At 60.6% G+C, this 17539-nt stretch carries 22 protein-coding genes; 8 read left to right on the forward strand and 14 right to left on the reverse strand.

The genetic code is table 11. The annotated features are described in order from the left end of the window. Positions 1–28 precede the first annotated feature (28 nt). The 3 genes from BUA36_RS01250 to BUA36_RS01260 form a co-directional block, all read right to left on the reverse strand. A complete protein-coding gene (locus BUA36_RS01250; RefSeq protein WP_072780697.1) occupies positions 29–796 on the reverse strand; it encodes an SIMPL domain-containing protein in 768 nt (255 codons plus the stop codon). A gap of 88 nt (positions 797–884) precedes the next feature. Beyond that, positions 885–1292, reverse strand: a complete 408-nt coding sequence (locus BUA36_RS01255; RefSeq protein WP_072780698.1) for a hypothetical protein — start codon at positions 1290–1292, stop codon at positions 885–887. Then, the gene (locus tag BUA36_RS01260; RefSeq protein ID WP_072780700.1) at positions 1285–1677 is read right to left on the reverse strand and encodes a hypothetical protein; all 393 of its coding nucleotides are present in this window, start codon (positions 1675–1677) and stop codon (positions 1285–1287) included. The genes BUA36_RS01255 and BUA36_RS01260 overlap by 8 nt, the downstream gene beginning before the upstream one ends. Positions 1678–1811: 134 nt before the next feature. On the opposite strand from BUA36_RS01260, the gene BUA36_RS01265 reads away from it, so the two are divergent. From BUA36_RS01265 to BUA36_RS01275, 3 genes are all read left to right on the forward strand, one after another. Beyond that, entirely contained in the window at positions 1812–2252 is a 441-nt protein-coding gene (locus BUA36_RS01265) for a hypothetical protein (RefSeq protein WP_072780701.1), read from the forward strand. Positions 2253–2358: 106 nt separating this feature from the next. After that, the gene (locus BUA36_RS01270) at positions 2359–3093 is read left to right on the forward strand and encodes a LamG domain-containing protein (RefSeq protein WP_167544239.1); all 735 of its coding nucleotides are present in this window, start codon (positions 2359–2361) and stop codon (positions 3091–3093) included. A 55-nt stretch (positions 3094–3148) separates the two neighbouring features. Then, positions 3149–3400: a hypothetical protein gene (locus BUA36_RS01275; protein WP_072780704.1), complete on the forward strand. Its 252-nt coding sequence runs from the start codon at positions 3149–3151 to the stop codon at positions 3398–3400. Positions 3401–3442: 42 nt separating this feature from the next. On the opposite strand, the gene ilvC is transcribed toward BUA36_RS01275, so the two are convergent. The 3 genes from ilvC to BUA36_RS01290 are packed head-to-tail and all read right to left on the reverse strand — an operon-like array spanning position 3443 to position 6739. After that, on the reverse strand, positions 3443–4459 hold the full coding sequence (gene ilvC / locus BUA36_RS01280; RefSeq protein ID WP_072780706.1) for a ketol-acid reductoisomerase: 1017 nt from the start codon (positions 4457–4459) through the stop codon (positions 3443–3445). Between the two features lie 59 nt (positions 4460–4518). Next, a complete protein-coding gene (gene ilvN / locus BUA36_RS01285; RefSeq protein ID WP_072780707.1) occupies positions 4519–5010 on the reverse strand; it encodes an acetolactate synthase small subunit in 492 nt (163 codons plus the stop codon). Position 5011: 1 nt separating this feature from the next. Then, complete coding sequence (locus BUA36_RS01290; protein ID WP_072780709.1) at positions 5012–6739, reverse strand: acetolactate synthase 3 catalytic subunit; 1728 nt, start codon at positions 6737–6739, stop codon at positions 5012–5014. 461 nt (positions 6740–7200) lie between these two features. Here BUA36_RS01290 and BUA36_RS01295 point away from each other — a divergent pair, with 461 nt between their 5' ends. Genes BUA36_RS01295 through BUA36_RS01315 form a run of 5 tightly spaced genes read left to right on the forward strand, consistent with a single transcriptional unit; the run spans position 7201 to position 11592 of the window. Continuing rightward, on the forward strand, positions 7201–7764 hold the full coding sequence (locus BUA36_RS01295; RefSeq protein ID WP_072780710.1) for an RNA polymerase sigma factor: 564 nt from the start codon (positions 7201–7203) through the stop codon (positions 7762–7764). Then, positions 7761–8174, forward strand: a complete 414-nt coding sequence (locus BUA36_RS01300; protein WP_072780712.1) for a DUF3619 family protein — start codon at positions 7761–7763, stop codon at positions 8172–8174. Before BUA36_RS01295 ends, BUA36_RS01300 begins: the two co-directional genes overlap by 4 nt. 49 nt (positions 8175–8223) lie before the next feature. Next, positions 8224–8907, forward strand: coding sequence for a DUF3106 domain-containing protein (locus tag BUA36_RS01305; protein WP_229255585.1), 684 nt, complete (start codon positions 8224–8226; stop codon positions 8905–8907). Further along, positions 8897–9409 (forward strand): RDD family protein, encoded by a 513-nt coding sequence (locus BUA36_RS01310; RefSeq protein ID WP_072780715.1) that lies wholly within the window; start codon positions 8897–8899, stop codon positions 9407–9409. The genes BUA36_RS01305 and BUA36_RS01310 overlap by 11 nt, the downstream gene beginning before the upstream one ends. A 50-nt stretch (positions 9410–9459) precedes the next feature. After that, the gene (locus BUA36_RS01315; protein ID WP_072780716.1) at positions 9460–11592 is read left to right on the forward strand and encodes a prolyl oligopeptidase family serine peptidase; all 2133 of its coding nucleotides are present in this window, start codon (positions 9460–9462) and stop codon (positions 11590–11592) included. Here the strand turns inward: BUA36_RS01315 and BUA36_RS01320 are convergent, their stop codons facing one another. Genes BUA36_RS01320 through iscA form a run of 8 tightly spaced genes read right to left on the reverse strand, consistent with a single transcriptional unit; the run spans position 11593 to position 17494 of the window. Next, positions 11593–12264 carry an RNA pseudouridine synthase gene (locus tag BUA36_RS01320; protein WP_072780718.1) on the reverse strand — a complete coding sequence of 224 codons (672 nt, stop codon included), beginning with the start codon at positions 12262–12264 and terminating at the stop codon, positions 11593–11595. Next, positions 12257–13267 (reverse strand): low-specificity L-threonine aldolase, encoded by a 1011-nt coding sequence (gene ltaE, locus BUA36_RS01325; protein WP_072780719.1) that lies wholly within the window; start codon positions 13265–13267, stop codon positions 12257–12259. Before ltaE ends, BUA36_RS01320 begins: the two co-directional genes overlap by 8 nt. After that, positions 13267–14166 carry a class I SAM-dependent methyltransferase gene (locus BUA36_RS01330; RefSeq protein WP_072780721.1) on the reverse strand — a complete coding sequence of 300 codons (900 nt, stop codon included), beginning with the start codon at positions 14164–14166 and terminating at the stop codon, positions 13267–13269. The genes ltaE and BUA36_RS01330 overlap by 1 nt, the downstream gene beginning before the upstream one ends. Next, complete coding sequence (gene iscX / locus BUA36_RS01335) at positions 14153–14347, reverse strand: Fe-S cluster assembly protein IscX (RefSeq protein ID WP_072780722.1); 195 nt, start codon at positions 14345–14347, stop codon at positions 14153–14155. Before iscX ends, BUA36_RS01330 begins: the two co-directional genes overlap by 14 nt. Before the next feature lies 1 nt (position 14348). After that, the gene (gene fdx / locus BUA36_RS01340; protein WP_072780724.1) at positions 14349–14690 is read right to left on the reverse strand and encodes an ISC system 2Fe-2S type ferredoxin; all 342 of its coding nucleotides are present in this window, start codon (positions 14688–14690) and stop codon (positions 14349–14351) included. Positions 14691–14709: 19 nt separating this feature from the next. Further along, positions 14710–16590: a Fe-S protein assembly chaperone HscA gene (hscA, locus tag BUA36_RS01345; RefSeq protein WP_072780725.1), complete on the reverse strand. Its 1881-nt coding sequence runs from the start codon at positions 16588–16590 to the stop codon at positions 14710–14712. A 58-nt stretch (positions 16591–16648) separates the two neighbouring features. After that, on the reverse strand, positions 16649–17164 hold the full coding sequence (hscB, locus tag BUA36_RS01350; protein ID WP_072780727.1) for a Fe-S protein assembly co-chaperone HscB: 516 nt from the start codon (positions 17162–17164) through the stop codon (positions 16649–16651). A 6-nt stretch (positions 17165–17170) separates the two neighbouring features. Next, positions 17171–17494: an iron-sulfur cluster assembly protein IscA gene (iscA, locus tag BUA36_RS01355; RefSeq protein WP_072780728.1), complete on the reverse strand. Its 324-nt coding sequence runs from the start codon at positions 17492–17494 to the stop codon at positions 17171–17173. Between the last annotated feature and the right edge of the window lie 45 nt (positions 17495–17539).

Here is a 17539-nt window from a genome sequence, read left to right on the forward strand (position 1 = left end):
TACTGCAAACGCTGCCGCCGCTATCGCCTTATTTGAAGCGGACCTTGCCCACGACCTGCATCTGCAGCGTGGTTTCGCCAGGTTCAAAGCTCGGCTCGGCCACTTCCACCGCATCGGCAGCTTTCATACGCATCGCCATCGGTGCAGGTGCGTAGGCCTGCTCACGCTGGGCGTAATTGCCCGAACCTTCGAAGTCCACCGTGTCCAGCACGGCATCGCCGACCTTGCGGCCCATGGCGTTGGCGATCGAGGTGATACGCTCGTTGAGGTTCTTGTAGGTGGCGGCAATGCGCTGATCGTCCAGCTTTTTGGTGGTCTCCGGCGTCAGGCCGAAGTTGATGCTGTTCAGGGTCAGGATTTTCTGCGCAGCGGCGACCGTCTTGGGCAGTTTATCCAGATTGGTGGTGGTCACTTCCAGATACTGGCCCACACGCCATGCGGTCGGCATGCGCTGCTTGACCGGCTGGCCGTTCGGCAGCATGCGCTCTTCCGGATACACCGGGTAGGTGTAATAGCCCTGCGTTTTCAGGCTGGCTTGCGGATCTTCTTTCTTGACGATCTCCAGGCCCTGCTTCATCTTGGTATTGACGCGCGAAGCGGCAGCGGCCTTGTCCTTGTCCTGCTCTTCAATCGCCAGCGTCACGACCACCTGGTCGTTGACGTGCTTGACTTCACCGAAGGCTGGCACCACGACCAGCGTGCCTGCGGTTGGCACGGAATCCGTAGGAGCGGCATGCGCAGCCAGCGCGATGGTAGTGATTGCAGCGACGGCGGCGAAGTTTTTCATGATGGTCATACAGGCTCCATAGTTAAGGTTACGACAAGCCGCACTTTACATGAATTTACAAACGAAACCTGTAAGACATAGTGACTGTTTGTAACATTTACTCAATTGCCACGCGCCTTGGCCCGGTCTTCACCAGCAGCCAGCCCAGGCCCGCATTCAATGCCAGCAATGCGCCACCCGTGTAGAAGCTGGAGAACGCGTTGAAGGCGTTCTCGCCCGTCAAGCGGACAAACTCTTCGCTCTTGAACAGGCAGACGATGCTCAGCATCATAAACGCCGTCACGCCCGCCACCGACAACAACACCAAGCCGGTATCCCGCTTCCAGTAACGAAAGCCGCCAAACGCCAGACCAATCAGATGCGGAACCAGCGCCGCGCCCGTGAAGATCGCCAGCGAACTCAGCTTGCCGACGAGCGGCAAGCCAGAAAGGAAGGCCAGCACGTTCACGATAAAAAACTGCAGGCCGGACAGACTCAGGAAAATAACGCTCAGGACCTTACGCATTGCCCGGGGCGCCCTGCGGAACAAAATAGGCATTGGCTTTCGGGCGATACAGGAAATACGCCATGATCGCCAGCACCACTGCGCCCGGGATCAACGCCACTTTCAGCGGCGAAGTCGCCAGGGCGACGATCATGCCAAAGAGACTCCAGCCGAAATACAGCTTGCGGCCCCAGTCCAGGCCTTTCAGCATCGCCACTGCGGCCACGCCGGCAATCACCAGGCCCAGATACATCATGGCGTATTGCAGCGACATCGGCAGCAGGCTCTTGGCCATCAATTCCACCACCAACGGATTGTCCATATTCTTGTAATTGACCACCAGCGAAAACACCGAGGTGGCCAGGATGATCCAGGCAATAACGCTGACAGAGGTAGGTCGCTTCATGATCGCAAACAGAAAGTTGATAGACCGGCCATCATACCTTGTTGAAACATTGCAATATACGCACATTCTCACATTGTGGAATCGTCCTGAAACTCTGCTAGGATGCGCCATCTTTCACTGGCCACGTGCGAAGGATGTTTTCCATACTGCTGCTCAAACTGTTTCTGGTGCCGTGTCTGATCTACTCCGTTACGCTGGTGGGCCGCAAATGGGGGCTGGGGGTCGCGGGCTGGCTATCGGCATTTCCCATTGTTTCCGGTCCCATCCTGCTCACCATCACGCTGGAGCAAGGACCGGCATTTGCAGCGACCGCAGCGGAAGACACCTTGCTGGCGGTGGTTGCCATCCTCGTATTCAGCGTCGCCTACGCGTGGGCGGCGCAACGCTATGCCATGGCCGGCGCCATGCTCTGCGCCGTGGCCTTCGCGGTATTCTGTGTCAGCCTGTCGATGCTGCTGCGCCAGCAGCCGCCAGTGCTTGCCTTCAGTTGCGCCTTCATCTGCGCGCTGCTGGTCCAATTGGGCATGAAGAAAATGCTGTCCATGTCCAAAACGATGGCAGCCAGCAAAGTTTGATCTCAGAAACTTGCGTGGTTTAACGCGAACAAATTCGCAGAAGTAGCTGGAAGGCTGCGGGGATGAGTACTATCATAAAATGCACACCTGCCGCGAGGAGACAAAAATGAACGCTAACAAAGCGCTTTCCGTGGTTGCATTCTGTATGCTGACTGGCGCACCACTCGCTCAGGCGGCAACCTTGATTCACCACTATGACTTCAGCTCGGGCGTCATCGACAGCGCAGGTAGCGCGAACGGTACGCTGGTCGGCGATGCCAGCACTGCGGGCGGCGTCCTGACGCTCGATGGCGATGGTGACTACGTGCAGTTTTCCTCGTTCCTGGTGCCGACCAGCGGCAGCTATTCCGTCAGCTTTTTCGCTACGCGCGCTGCCAGCCAGGGCAGTTACACCGAAGTGATTTCGCAAGCCTACAGCGGGGCCGGCTTCTACATCGGCACCGACCCGGGCGGCAATATGCGCGCCAGCGATGCCTGGGGTGCGACCGGTGTCGCCTTCGCCGCGCCTGGCGTAATGACGCACTATGCACTCACAGTTGATGCCGGCAGCAACACCTCCAGCCTGTATGTGAACGGCACGCTGGCCGCTTCGGTCGGCTATGCCTATGGCAGCGGCACCAGCGGCACCGCCACCCGCTTCGGCGCCCAGTTCGCCCCCTACGGCGAATACTTCAACGGCACCATCGACGATGTCCGCATTTACAGCGGCGCCCTGAGTGGCAACGAAGTTGCATTGCTGGCCAATCCGGTTCCGGAGCCGGCAAGCTATGCGATGTTCGCTGCCGGACTCGGCCTGGTCGGCGCCCGCGCGTGGCGGCGGCGCAGGCAGCTTAAGCCCTGACTAATCGGTCGCCGCATGACGTTTGCTATGATGCGATTTCACCAAGGGGATCGCCATGGCTTTCATCGCAGAGTGCCTGATATCGCTGCTATTCAACGTCGTGTTCTATAGCATCGGGCGCCTCATCATTCCCGTGCTGTCGCTGGGCCACGCCCGTGCAGAAAACGTCCGGGAAGTATTCGACGACCGCACGTTTGTTTACTCGCGTCGTGACGGTAAAGTCAGCTTTTCCGAACCGGCCACATCCCTCATCGGCCTGGCCTTTCTGATCCTGCTGGCCATCCTCTATCACTACATGAGCAAATAAAAAAGCCGGCGCGAAGCCGGCTTTTGCGTGAGAAGGAACTGCTTAGTTCTTCGACTGGTCAACCATCTTGTTCTTGGCGATCCAAGGCATCATGGCGCGCAGCTTGGCGCCGACTTCTTCGATCTGGTGCTCAGCGGTCAGGCGGCGGCGCGAGATCAGGGTCGGTGCACCGGCCTTGTTTTCCAGGATGAAGGACTTGGCGTATTCACCGGTCTGGATGTCTTTCAGGCACTGGCGCATCGCGTCCTTGGTGGCCGAGGTCACGACCTTAGGACCGGTCACGTACTCGCCGTACTCCGCGTTGTTCGAGATCGAGTAGTTCATGTTGGCGATGCCGCCTTCATAGATCAGGTCAACGATCAGTTTCAGTTCGTGCAGGCACTCGAAGTAAGCCATTTCCGGCGCGTAGCCCGCTTCGGTCAGGGTCTCAAAGCCAGCCTTGATCAGTTCAACCGCACCACCGCACAGCACGGCCTGTTCGCCGAACAGGTCGGTCTCGGTCTCTTCGCGGAAGTTGGTTTCGATGATGCCGGCCTTGCCGCCGCCGTTGGCCGATGCGTACGACAGCGCGATGTCACGGGCGACACCGGACTTGTCCTGGTACACAGCGATCAGGTGTGGCACGCCGCCACCCTGGGTGTAGGTCGCGCGCACGGTGTGGCCCGGGGCTTTCGGCGCCACCATGATGACGTCCAGGTCGGCACGTGGCACAACCTGGCCATAGTGCACGTTGAAACCGTGGGCGAAGGCCAGTACCGCGCCTTGCTTGGCGTTCGGCGCGACGTTTTCGTTGTAGACCTGGGCGATGTTCTCGTCCGGCAGCAGGATCATGATGACGTCGGCAGCTTTGACTGCTTCGTTCACTTCAGCGACCTTCAGGCCAGCCTTCTCCACCTTCTGCCACGAAGCGCCGCCTTTGCGCAGGCCGACGGTCACGTTGACGCCGGAGTCGCTCAGGTTTTGTGCGTGTGCATGGCCTTGCGAACCGTAGCCGATGATGGCGACGTTTTTGCCTTTGATCAGGGAGAGGTCAGCGTCTTTGTCGTAGAAAACTTTCATGTTCATTCCTATGTATTTTGAGTGTGAGGTGCTAGTGCATAAAGCCGGGTAGGCTGTGCTTAAACTTTGAGGATGCGTTCGCCGCGTCCAATGCCGGAGCCGCCGGTACGTACCGTTTCCAGGATCGAGGCGCGGTCGATCGAATCGATGAACGCGTCGAGCTTGGTCTTGGCGCCGGTCAGTTCAATCGTGTAGCTCTTCTCGGTGACGTCGATGATGCGGCCGCGGAAGATGTCCGCCGTGCGTTTCATCTCTTCGCGTTCCTTGCCTACGGCGCGCACTTTAATCAGCATCAGTTCGCGTTCGATGTGCTGGCCTTCGGTCAGGTCCACCACCTTCACCACCTCGATCAGGCGGTTCAGGTGCTTGGTGATCTGCTCGATGATGTCATCCGAACCGGTGGTCACAATGGTCATGCGCGACAAGGTGGGATCTTCGGTCGGCGCCACGGTCAGCGTTTCGATGTTGTAGCCGCGTGCCGAGAACAGGCCCACTACGCGAGACAGCGCGCCGGCTTCGTTTTCCAGCAAAACAGAAATAATGTGTCGCATATTAGAGGTCCTCCGAGCCCAGCAGCATTTCAGAGAGACCTTTGCCGGCTTTCACCATTGGCCAGACGTTTTCTCCTTGATCCGTAATGAAGTTCATGAAGACCAGCTTGTCCTTCATGGCGAAGGCGTCACGCAGCGCGCCATCCACATCACCCGGTTTTTCAATGCGCATGCCGACGTGGCCATAGGCCTCTGCCAGCTTCTCGAAGTTCGGCAGCGAATCCATGTAGGACTCGGAGTAGCGCGAACCGTAATCAATCTGCTGCCACTGACGGACCATGCCGAGGAAGCGGTTGTTCAGCATGATGATCTTGGGCGTCAGGTGGTACTGCTTGCAGGTCGCCAGCTCCTGAATGCACATCTGGATCGAGCCTTCGCCCGTGACGCAGGCCACGGTGGCGCCTGGATTGGCCATCTGCACGCCCATGGCGTACGGCAGGCCCACACCCATGGTGCCCAGGCCGCCGGAATTGACCCAGCGCTTAGGCTTGTCGAAGCCGTAGTACTGCGCGGCCCACATCTGGTGCTGGCCGACGTCGGAGGTGATGAAGGCGTCGCCCTTGGTCACTTCCCACAGGCTTTGCACCACGGCTTGCGGCTTGATCACCAGGTCCGAGCTAGGGTATTTCAGACAGTCGCGGCCGCGCCATTCGGTGATCTGCTTCCACCAGTCCTTGAGTGCCGGCTGGTTGGGCTTGGCATCGCTGGCATCGAGCTGGGCCAGGAACTCGATCAGCACGTCCTTGACGTTGCCGACGATCGGAATGTCGACCTTGACGCGCTTGGAGATCGACGATGGATCGATGTCCACGTGGATGATCTTGCGCGGGTTGGAGGCAAAGTGTTTCGGATTGCCGATCACGCGGTCATCGAAGCGCGCGCCAATCGCGATCAGCACGTCGCAGTTCTGCATCGCCATATTGGCTTCGTAGGTGCCGTGCATGCCCGGCATGCCAACGAATTTCTCGTTGCTGGCCGGGTAGGCGCCCAGGCCCATCAGCGTGTTGGTGACCGGGAAGCCGAGCTTGTCGACCAGCTTGTTCAGTTCCGGCGAGGCATTGGCCAGGATCACGCCGCCGCCCGTGTAAATCATCGGGCGTTCAGCTTGCAGCAGCAGCTGGACTGCCTTGCGGATCTGGCCGGAATGGCCTTTGTCTACCGGTTTGTACGAGCGCATCTCGACCTCTTTCGGGTACGAGAAGCTGGTTTTGTGCATCGAGATATCCTTCGGAATATCGACCAGCACAGGGCCAGGACGGCCGGTGCGGGCGATGAAGAAGGCTTTCTTGACGGTTTCCGCCAAATCCTTGACGTCTTTGACGAGGAAATTGTGCTTGACCACCGGACGGGTAATCCCGACGGTGTCGCATTCCTGGAACGCATCCTGGCCGATGGCGTGGCTAGGCACCTGGCCCGAGATCACGACCATGGGAATGGAATCCATGTAGGCGGTAGAGAGGCCGGTCACGGCATTGGTCACACCCGGACCCGACGTCACCAGCGCAACGCCAACCTTGTTCGACGAGCGCGAATAGGCATCGGCAGCATGGATTGCAGCCTGCTCATGGCGTACCAGAACGTGTTGGAATTTGTCTTGCTTGAAGATGGCGTCGTAGATATACAGTACGGCTCCGCCTGGGTAGCCAAAGACGTGTTCAACGCCTTCTTCCGCCAGACAGCGCACCAGTATTTCTGCGCCTGTGAATTGTGATGATGCTTCGGTATTCATGAAACATTCCTTTCAAGGTCCATAGGAGATTGATTGGATGCTCTGTCCTAACGAAGTATGCCCACCGCTACAGCTCTGCCCTGCTTCCCTTTATTTATGCGGTCGCACTGCCTCTTCCGCCAACCGTAGTGGCGTGCAAAGCGGTGCTAGCGCAAACTCTCGTTTGGCCGGGTTTTCTGTAGTTGGTGTTGCGTACCTCTCACGCTTGTGGCGTGGGCGAGAGCAAACTGCCTACTAAATGAAAGCGCGTCGTGTCGTTTGCGGCGTTGTGTGCCTGCTGCGACCAGACCATAGAGCTTCGGGGTTGTTCAAAGCGTCCCATACGGTACCACCGCATATCGGCTTTGAGCAAGAGCTAATTCGGAAATTGATTGTATTTGACGCAAAACCATGCAAAACCTGACGTTTTTTGCTAGCATGCGCCTCAGTTCAAAACACCCGGCAGCCCCCTTTCCCGACGCATGGCCACAGACAAAGAATTATCCGACTTCCTCGAAAACGTCGAACGCCGGGCCTTCAAGCAAGCCGTCTACGCAGTACGCAAGGACGAATCCGCGCTGGACATTGTCCAGGACGCGATGATCAAGCTTGCCGAAAAATACGGTGACAAGCCGGCAGCCGAGCTGCCGATGCTGTTTCAACGTATCTTACAAACAACTATCCTCGACTATTTCCGGCGCGAGAAAGTGCGCAACTCCTGGGTCAGCCTGTTTTCCGGCATGGCCCCGGCGGGCGACGAGCATGAGGACTTTGATATACTCGAATCGTATGCCGGCGAGGATGGCGGCGGCGAATCGAGTGCCGACCAGGTCGAACGCCAGCAAACGCTGGCCATCATCGATGCCGAGGTACAAAAACTTCCGGCACGTCAACGCGAAGCCTTCCTGATGCGTTATTGGCAGGATATGGACGTCGCCGAAACCGCCGCAGCCATGGGCTGCTCGGAAGGCAGCGTCAAAACGCATTGCTCACGTGCAACACACGCGCTCGCCGAGGCGCTGGCAGCCAAGGGAATTAAATTATGAACACCGACGATCTGAACTTCGCTTACAAGGTGCGCCACGCGCTCAATGACAAGCTGGACGAGCTGCCTGCTTCGACCACAGACCGCCTGGCGCAGGCGCGCAAGATGGCGCTCGCCCGCAAGAAAGCCCACGTGGAAGTGCCGCTTTCCGTGCGTGTTGCTAAAACCGAACTGGCTGCCGCCGGCGGCGGCATCAGCGGTTTCTTCTCGCAATTCAGCTGGCTGGGCCGCGTAAGCATGGTGGTGCCGGCGCTGGCGCTGGTGATCGGCATGGTGGGCATCTACCAGTACGAACAGCAGGAACGCATCGCGGACCTGGCGGAAATCGATGCGGCCGTGCTGTCGGACGAGCTGCCGCTGAACGCCTATCTGGACCACGGCTTTAACGCTTATCTGTCGCAAAGCGAGTAACGGGATGGCATGGAGCGGTCGCGCCAAATGGGGCGCAGGAACAGTAGCGGTGTTAGCGGTAGCAGCAGCGGGCGCGGTCTGGGTCGGCAATCAGCCTGACGCGCCGGAGTTGGTGAAGGCGCCAGTGGCCGCCATCCAGGGCAAGAACGCCGCCAATGCGCCGGAAAAAATCCTGTGGAAAAATCTCTCGCCTGCCCAGCAGCAGGCGCTGGAGCCGCTCGCTGGCGAGTGGGACCAGATGGACGCTGTGCGCAAGCAAAAGTGGCTGGGCATCGCCAACCGTTACGCCAAGATGAAGCCGGACGAGCAGGTACGCGTACAGGAACGCATGCGCGAGTGGGTTCGCATGACGCCGGAAGAACGGCGCCAGGTGCGCCAGAATTACGCGCGCGCGCAAAAGCTGAACCCGACGCAGAAATCGACGTCGTGGGAATCCTATCAGCAGCTGACGGACGAACAAAAGAAAGAACTGGCGGCCAAGGCGGCGACCAAGAAGCAGGTCGCCAACCTGCCAACGCCAACGCAAGCCAAGGCGCACACGGTGGCGCCGATCAAGCCTGCCACGCCGAGCGCTTCGCCGGGCGTGGCCACGCCGGTGGTGCCGCCCGTGGTGCCGCCAGCGGACGCAAGCGCTCCGTTGCCCAACGCATCGAATGTGACACCGGTGCCGACCGGCCCGGCGCCAGCCGCCCTCACGCCCCAACCTGCCCCTGCCCCTGCCGATGTCAAATAATCCGACCGTCAAACGCCGTCTGATTTCGATGGTGTACGAATCCCTGCTCGGCTTTGCCGTGCTGTTCCTGCCTTTCCTGATTTTTGAGGTCGTCACCCAGGCCAGCCACGCACCGCTGATCGAACACATGCGCCAGGCCCTGGCCTTTATCGTGCTGGGTTTCTACTTCATCCACCAATGGCATCGCGACGGCCAGACGCTGGCCATGAAGACCTGGCGCATGAAGCTGGTCGGCGCCGACGGCGGCCTCGTGTCGCCGCGCGTGGCCGCCATGCGCTACCTGCTGAGCTGGATGTGGGTACTGCCCGCACTGATCGCCGCGTTGGCACTGGACCTGCATCGCTGGCAGGCCCTGGGCGCCGTCCTGGCCGGCATCCTACTGTGGTCGCTCACCGCCTTCCTCGACAAAGACCGTCAATTCCTGCACGATAAACTGGCCGGCACCCGCCTGGTCCAGCTGCCGCCGCTGGAAAAGAAAAAGAAGACCGCAGCCGCCGTGTAATTTTCGCAATCTTTCGTGGCAGAATAAGCTTTTCTGCCACGAGGACCGAAATGAAACCTGCCATCTACGCTGCGCTGCTCGCCCTGGCGGCATCCGCAGCCACTGCCGCCGACATTCCACCCGCCCCCGTCGCGCGCGTGGAGCCCGTCAGCGATACCTACTTCGGCGAAGCCATCGTCGACCGCTACCGCTGGATGGAGAACGACAAAGATCCCGAGTGGCTGCCCTTCCTCAAGCAGCAAAACGCCCACACCCGCGCCATCCTCGACACGCTGCCCCGGCGCGATGAACTGCTCAAGCGCATCCAGCAGCTGTCCGGCGACATCGCCGCGCCCGCGCATATGCAGAAGACCGCCACGCGCCTGTTCTACCAGCAGCGCCCGGCCGGCTCCAACAACTTCAAACTGTTCGTGCGCGAGAACGGCAAGGACCGTGTGCTGGTCGATCCACCCAAGCTCGATACCAAAGACAGCCACATCTCGCTGGACTGGTGGCAAGCCTCGCCGGACGGCAGCAAGCTGGCTTACGGCCTGTCGAAAGACGGCAGCGAAGACTCGGTGCTGCACATCATGGACGTCCGCAGCGGCACCGTGCTCAAAGAACGCATCGCCGACACGCAAGGCGCCAGCCCTAGCTGGCTGGCCGACAGCTCCGGCTTCTTCTACAACCAGCTGACCGGCAAGGTCAACACGCCGGAACGGTTCCTCGACTCGCAAGTACGCTTCCACAAAGTCGGCAGCGACGCGGGCAAAGATCCGATCCTGATGAAGCGCGGCCTGGATCCAGCCGTCCAGTACGAAAACATCCAGATGCCGCTGATCTTCGCCTCGTCGCACTCGGCCACCGCGATCCTGATGCTGGCCGACGTGCGCCAGGAAAAGCGCATCTACACCGCACCGTTGAAAGACGTCCTGGCCCGCAAGGCCAAATGGCAGCTGGCCGCCGACTTTGCCGATGAAGTCAGCGAGTTCGATCTGACTGGCGACAATCTGTACCTGCTGTCCACGCGCAGCCATCCGCGCGGACGCATCGTGAAGACGTCCGCCAAAGCGCCATCGTTTGCAGCCGCCACCGAAGTGGTGCCGGAATCCACGCTGGTATTGCAAAGCATGGCGCGCGCCAGGGAAGGCTTGTACATCCGCTCCATCGATGGCGGCCTGGGACGCCTGCAACGCCTGAACAACGACGGCAAAGTCACCAGCATCGCCCTGCCCTTCGACGGCACGCTGGGCGCCATCGACGCCGATCAGGATGCACCGGGCGCACTGGCGATTCTGTCCGGCTGGTTGCAGCCGACCGGCATCTGGTCCGTCAATGCGGATGGCAAACTGGCCGATACCGGCATCACGCCCAAACCGGCCATCGACGTCAGCGCCTATACCACCGAGCGCCGTTTCGCGACCGCCAAGGACGGCACGCAGATACCGTACAGTGTGATCTACAAAAAAGGCCTGAAGCTGGACGGTAAAAACCCTGCCTTCATCTCCGCTTACGGCAGCTACGGCGCGGCCGCGTATTCGCCTGCCTTTGCGGGCCGCACGCTGGCATTGGTCGATCAGGGAGCAGTTGTCGGCTACGCCAACGTCCGCGGCGGCGGCGAGTTTGGCCGCGAATGGCACCGTGCAGGACAACTGGAAAACAAGCCGAACACCTGGCGCGACCTGATCGCCGTGTGCGAAGACATGCAGGCCAAGGGTTACACTTCGCCGGCGTATCAGGCGATCGGCGGACGTTCGGCGGGTGGCATCACCATGGGCCGCGCGCTGGAAGAACGTCCGGACCTGTTTGCGGCCGTGGTGTCCGGCGTCGGCTGGCACAACCCACTGCGCTACGTGGCGGAACAAAACGGCTATGGTGAAGAACCTGAATGGGGTGCGATTGCCGATCCTGCCGGCTTCAAGGCATTGAAGAGCATCGACAGCTACCAGCAGGTGGTGGACGGCGCCAGGTATCCTGCGATCCTGCTGACCACTGGCGTCACCGATCCGCGCGTCGCGCCGTTCCATCCGGCGAAGATGGCGGCGCGCCTGCAAACCGCGACCGCCAGCGGCAAGCCTGTGCTGTTGCGTGTGGATTTTGACGCCGGCCACGGCATGGGCTCGACGCGTGCGCAACAGGATGCGGAGGCGGCAGATACTTACGCCTTCATCCTGTCGCAGACTGCGGGCGCCGCCGCGCGGTAATCAGAACCTTTCGTATTCCTGCAGGTAGCGCCACTCGCCTGCCGGCAGGCTGGCCATGGAGATGCGTCCGATGCGGATGCGCTTCATGGCCACGACCTTCAGACCGACTTCCTTGCACAGCTTTTCGATGGTGCCGAACTTGAGGCCTTTGACGGCCCAGCGCATGCGCGTCTCGTTCTGCCAGCTCACCTTGCCGTTGATCTGGTTCAGCTGCTGCAAACCGCCTTCGATAATGGTGCCGGCAACTTCAACGATGATCTCCTGCTCCACCATGTCGTCGCTGAATTTGCGGTTGACGCGGAAGTCTTGCGTGAACACGGTCAGGCCGCTGGCCTTGGCGTCCAGTGGCAGGTGTTCGGTGAGGTTCGCTACATGGCGCTTGAGGAAGCGTTGGCCTGGCGCGGTGCGGGTCAACGTATCGGCACGCAGCAGGTGCTGCGGCTGAGCGGCGTCCGCCGGTTTATGCAGCAGCAGTGTGACGGGCACGATCTCCAGCAGCGTCGCGTCTTCGGCGACGGTGACTTCCTGCTCGGGCCTGACGCGCGCGCCCGGTTCTTCGACGACGACGCCATCAATGCTGACGAAACCGCCTTCGATATAAATTTCCGCTTCGCGGCGTGAGCATGGGCGGTCTTCCGCCACACGTTTGGAGAGGCGTACGCTGTTATCCAAAGAAGTCTCCAAATACGGTGATGGCGCGCTCGATGTCTTCGCGCCTGGTGTCCATGTGGGTGACGATGCGCAAACGCGGCGACATCGACACACGGATGCGCGTCAGCTCCAGCACGTCGTTGAGGCCCTTGCAGACAAACGACGGCACATCGACGTAGAAAATATTGGTCTGCGGCGTGCTGACCTTGATGTTCTTCATCTTCGCCAGTTCGGTAGCGAAGTAAGTGGCATTGTCATGGTCTTCGGCCAGGCGCTGGATGTTGTGTTCCAGCGCGTACAGGCCACCAGCCGCCAGGATGCCGGCCTGGCGCATGCCGCCGCCCAGCATCTTGCGCCAGCGCCTGGCTTCCTTGATGAACGGACGGCTGCCTAGCAGCACCGAACCGACCGGCGCGCCCAGACCTTTGGACAGGCACACCGAGACGGAGTCGAAGCCTTGGGCGATGTCGCGCGGGCTCACACCCAGCTTGACCGCTGCATTGCACACGCGCGCGCCGTCGAGGTGCGTGGACAGGCCTTTGCCGTGCGCCAGCGCGGTCGCCTGCTGCACGTACGCCATCGGCAGCAAGCGGCCGTTGATGGTGTTTTCCAGCGCCAGCAGTTTGGTGCGCGCAAAATGGAAATCGTCCGGCTTGATGTAAGACTCGATGTCGGCCAGCGCGATGCTGCCGTCAGGCTGATTGATGATGGGCTGCGGCTGGATGCTGCCCAGCACCGCAGCGCCGCCGCCTTCATAGCGGTAGGTGTGCGCTTCCTGACCAACCAGGTATTCGTCGCCACGGCCGCAGTGGGCCAGCAGCGCCAGCAGATTGCTCTGCGTGCCGGATGGCGCAAACAGCGCATCTTCAAAACCGAACAAATCGGCAGCATATTCCTGCAGGCGATTGACGGTCGGGTCGTCGCCGTAGACGTCATCGCCAACCGGCGCAACATTCATGGCCGAGCGCATCGCGGCACATGGTTGGGTCACAGTGTCGCTGCGCAGATCCAGCCATTGCTCCATTACGCTGCCTCTTCGGTAAAGAACCGGTTGCCCATTTCCTGAAGACCGACAGTCTCCAGCACTTCTTTCAGACGTTCCGCCGGGCGCTTGCGCGGCAGGTTTTTGTAGGTCGCGATGATGAGTTCATTCTTCATCGAGTGCTCCCAGCCCACCAGCTCCGTCACGGTAACGCTGTAGCCGTGCGCTTCCAGTTGCAGGCAGCGCAGCACGTTGGTGATCTGGCTGCCGAATTCACGGGTGTGAATCGGATGGCGCCAGATTTCGGTCAGCGCGGATTTGCCCAGCGACTGGCCCTTGTTCTTCTTGAGGACCGAAGCCACTTCGGCCTGGCAGCACGGCACCAGCACGATGTGCCTGGCCTTCTTCTTCAATGCAAACTGGATGGCGTCATCGGTCGCCGTATTGCAGGCGTGGAGCGCGGTGATGATGTCGATCTGTTCCGGCAGCAGTTTGGACTCGGTGGACTCGGCCACCGACAGCGGCAGGAACGACATGCCGGGGAAGTTGAACTGCTTGGCCAGCTCCTGCGAGCGCGCCACCAGCTCTTCGCGCGTCTCGATGCCGTAGATGTGCGAGCCGCGATGTGCGTCTCCCTGCAGCGCCTTGAAGAACAGGTCGTAGATGATGAAGCCCAGGTAGGACTTGCCCGCACCGTGATCGACCAGCGACACGCTGTCCTTTTCGGCCAGCACTTCCTTGAGCAGCGGCTCGATGAACTGGTACAGGTGATAGACCTGCTTCAGCTTGCGGCGGCTGTCCTGGTTCATCTTGCCATCGCGCGTGAGGATGTGCAGTTCCTGCAGCAGCGCCACGGTCTGGCCTTCACGGATTTCCGGCATGTTGTCGGCGCTGGTGACGGTGGCGCCGATCTTTGCCGCGGTGTTCTTAGGCTGCTTCATCGATCCACGCCTGCTGAACTGCTTCGAGGACCTTTTCACCACCGCGCGACGTGTCATCATCAAACTCGTCGAGCGCGATGATTTTGTTGTGCAGATCGGTAAAGCGGATGGTGGCCGGATCGACGTCCGGATACTTGTCGTACAGCGCTTCCGCAATCGCGGTGATGTCAGTCCACTTCATATCAGTGCCCGCCTTCGCTTGCGTGATTGATGGTGTACTTCGGAATTTCAACTACCAGGTCTTCGTCCGCCACCACAGCCTGGCACGACAGGCGCGACACGGCTTCCAGGCCCCAGGCCTTGTCCAGCAGGTCTTCTTCGGTTTCGCTGGCTTCGTTGAGCGAGTCGAAGCCTTCACGCACCAGCACGTGGCAGGTGGTGCAGGCGCACGACTTCTCGCAGGCGTGCTCGATGTGGATGTCATTTTCCAGCATGACGTCGCACAGGGTTTTGCCGGCTGGGGCTTCAACGACCGCGCCATCTGGGCACAGCTTTGCGTGGGGCAGGAATACGATTTGTGGCATGAGAACTCTTTTCTAAATATCAGACTACTTGATCCAGCGCTTTGCCGGCCAGCGCGCTACGCACACTGCGGTCCATGCGGCGCGATGCAAATTCTTCGGTGCCGTGAGCCAGCGCTTCAACCGCCGCCTTCACCGCCTGGTGATCCACCGCACCGGTCAGCGACTGGGCGACGATCTCGCGGGTACGCACCATCAGTGCATCGACCGCCACGCGCTCATCATCGGACAGCAGCGCGCCATCTTCATCCAGCGCCGATTGCGTCGCCAGCAGGATGCGCTCCGCCTCGACCTGCTCTTCCCGCAGCGCACGCGCCTTCATGTCGCCTTCGGCCGATGCGTGCGAGTCCTGCAGCATGCGCGCGACGTCATCGTCACCCAGGCCATACGACGGCTTGACGGTGATGGACGCTTCCACACCCGAGCGCAGTTCACGTGCCGACACCGACAGCAGACCATCCGCGTCCACCTGATACGTGATGCGGATACGCGCCGCACCAGCCGCCATCGGCGGGATACCGCGCAGTTCAAAGCGTGCCAGCGAGCGGCAATCGGCCACCAGTTCACGCTCGCCCTGCAGCACATGCACAGCCAGCGCGGTCTGGCCATCCTTGAACGTGGTGAACTCCTGCGCGCGCGCGCAAGGAATCGTCGAGTTGCGCGGGATGATCTTCTCAACCAGGCCGCCCATGGTTTCAATACCCAGCGACAGTGGAATCACATCCAGCAGCAGCCAGTCATCGCCCGCCGCGCGGTTGCCGGCCAGCAGATTCGCTTGTACGGCGGCGCCCAGCGCTACCACCTTGTCAGGATCGATATTCGCGTGCGGCGTGGTGTGGAAATGCTCGCTGACCGCGCGGTGCACATGCGGCATGCGCGTCGCACCGCCGACCATGACCACGCCATCGACATCGTCCGCATCGACATTGGCGTCGCGCAGCGCTTTCTTGATGGCTTTCATGGTCTTTTCGATCAGGTGTTTGGTGATCTCCTGGAACTTCTCGGCGGTGATGGTCAGGTGTACCTGCTCGCCCGACTTCAGTGCGGCATCCACCGTCACTTCGGCCTTGGTGGACAGCAGTTCCTTGGCTTCACGCGCTTTCACCATCAGCAGCGCGGTGTCTTCGTCCGATAGCGGCGCCAGCTTTTCTTCCTGGTGAATGTAGCAGAACAGGCGATGGTCGAAGTCGTCGCCACCCAGCGCTGAATCGCCGCCGGTGGCCAGCACTTCAAACACGCCCTTGCTCAATTTCAGAATCGAGATATCGAAGGTGCCGCCGCCCAGATCGTAGACCGCGTAGACGCCCTCCGAGCCGTTATCCAGGCCATAGGCGATCGCGGCGGCCGTCGGCTCGCTCAGCAGGCGCAGCACGTTCAGGCCGGCCAGCTGCGCTGCATCCTTGGTCGCCTGGCGCTGCGCGTCATCGAAGTAGGCCGGCACGGTGATGACCGCGCCCACCAGATCGTCGCCCAGCGAGTCTTCCGCGCGCTGACGCAGTGTGGCCAGAATCTGCGCCGACACCTCCACCGGGCTCTTGACGCCAGCAACGGTTTTCAGCTGCACCATGCCCGGAGCATCAACAAACTGATACGGCAGGTTCTCTGCGTAAGCGATATCCGCCAGGCCACGGCCCATGAAGCGCTTCACCGACACGATGGTGTTCTTGGGGTCAGTGGTCTGCGCCGCCTGCGCCTTGTAGCCGATGTTGGCATGGCCGTTCGGCAGATAGCGCACCACGGATGGCAGCAGCGCACGGCCATCTTCATCGTTGAGCACTTCTGGAATGCTGTTGCGCACAGTCGCCACCAGCGAGTTGGTGGTGCCCAGGTCGATCCCGACCGCCAGCCGGTGCTGGTGCGGTGCAGTGGACATGCCTGGTTCGGAAATTTGCAGAAGTGCCATGAGACGGGACCTGTATTTTTTGTAGTACTTGAAGCGGCGCCAGACAGGCGCCAGCGCATCAAGCTTCGATTGCTTCAAAGGCGAAGCGGACTTCTTCGCCGAATTTTTCGAGGAACATCAGCGCGCGCACGCCTTGGGCGGCGGCGGCGAAATCACCTGCGTTGATCTGCTGTTCGATCTGCGCCAGCTGCTGCTTGCGCGCTGCGCGCAGCTGACCGTCCAGCGACTCCAGCGCATCGCTGTCCCTGGCGGCGCGGGCATCGCCCAGCTCTTCACGCCACTCCATCTGCTGCATCAGGAACGCCATCGGCATGGCCGTATTCGACTCGGTCTGCAAATCAACGCCATGCAGCTCGCACATATACTGCGCGCGCTTCTGCGGATTTTTCAGGGTCTGATAGGCTTCGTTGGCGCGGGTGGCCCACTGCATCGCCACGCGCTTTTCAGCGTCGGTGGCATTGACGAACTTGTCGGGATGGACGCGGCTTTGCACGTCGCGGTAGGCGCTGTTCAGCGCATCCGCGTCGACGGCAAACTGCTGTGGCAGATGAAAGAGCTCAAAGTGATTCTGCATGACGTGTCAGACGCGGAAGCTTTCACCGCAACCGCAAGCGTCTTTCTCGTTCGGGTTGTTGAACTTGAAGCCTTCGTTGAGGCCTTCACGTGCGAAGTCCAGCTCCGTGCCGTCGATGTACGGCAGGCTTTTCGGATCGACGAACACTTTCACGCCGTGCGATTCGAAGATGCTGTCTTCGGCCGTCACTTCGTCCACGTATTCGAGCTTGTAGGCCATGCCCGAGCAGCCGGTGGTACGCACGCCAAAGCGCAAACCGATGCCCTTGCCGCGGCGCTCGATGTAGCGGTTGATGTGTTTCGCTGCTTTTTCGGTCAGGGTGATTGCCATTTGATTCTCCCGCGCCCCAGCGTTGACTGGGGCGACGTGTCGTAA

This window comes from Duganella sacchari (assembly GCF_900143065.1).
Classification (GTDB): Bacteria; Pseudomonadota; Gammaproteobacteria; order Burkholderiales; family Burkholderiaceae_D; genus Rugamonas; species Rugamonas sacchari.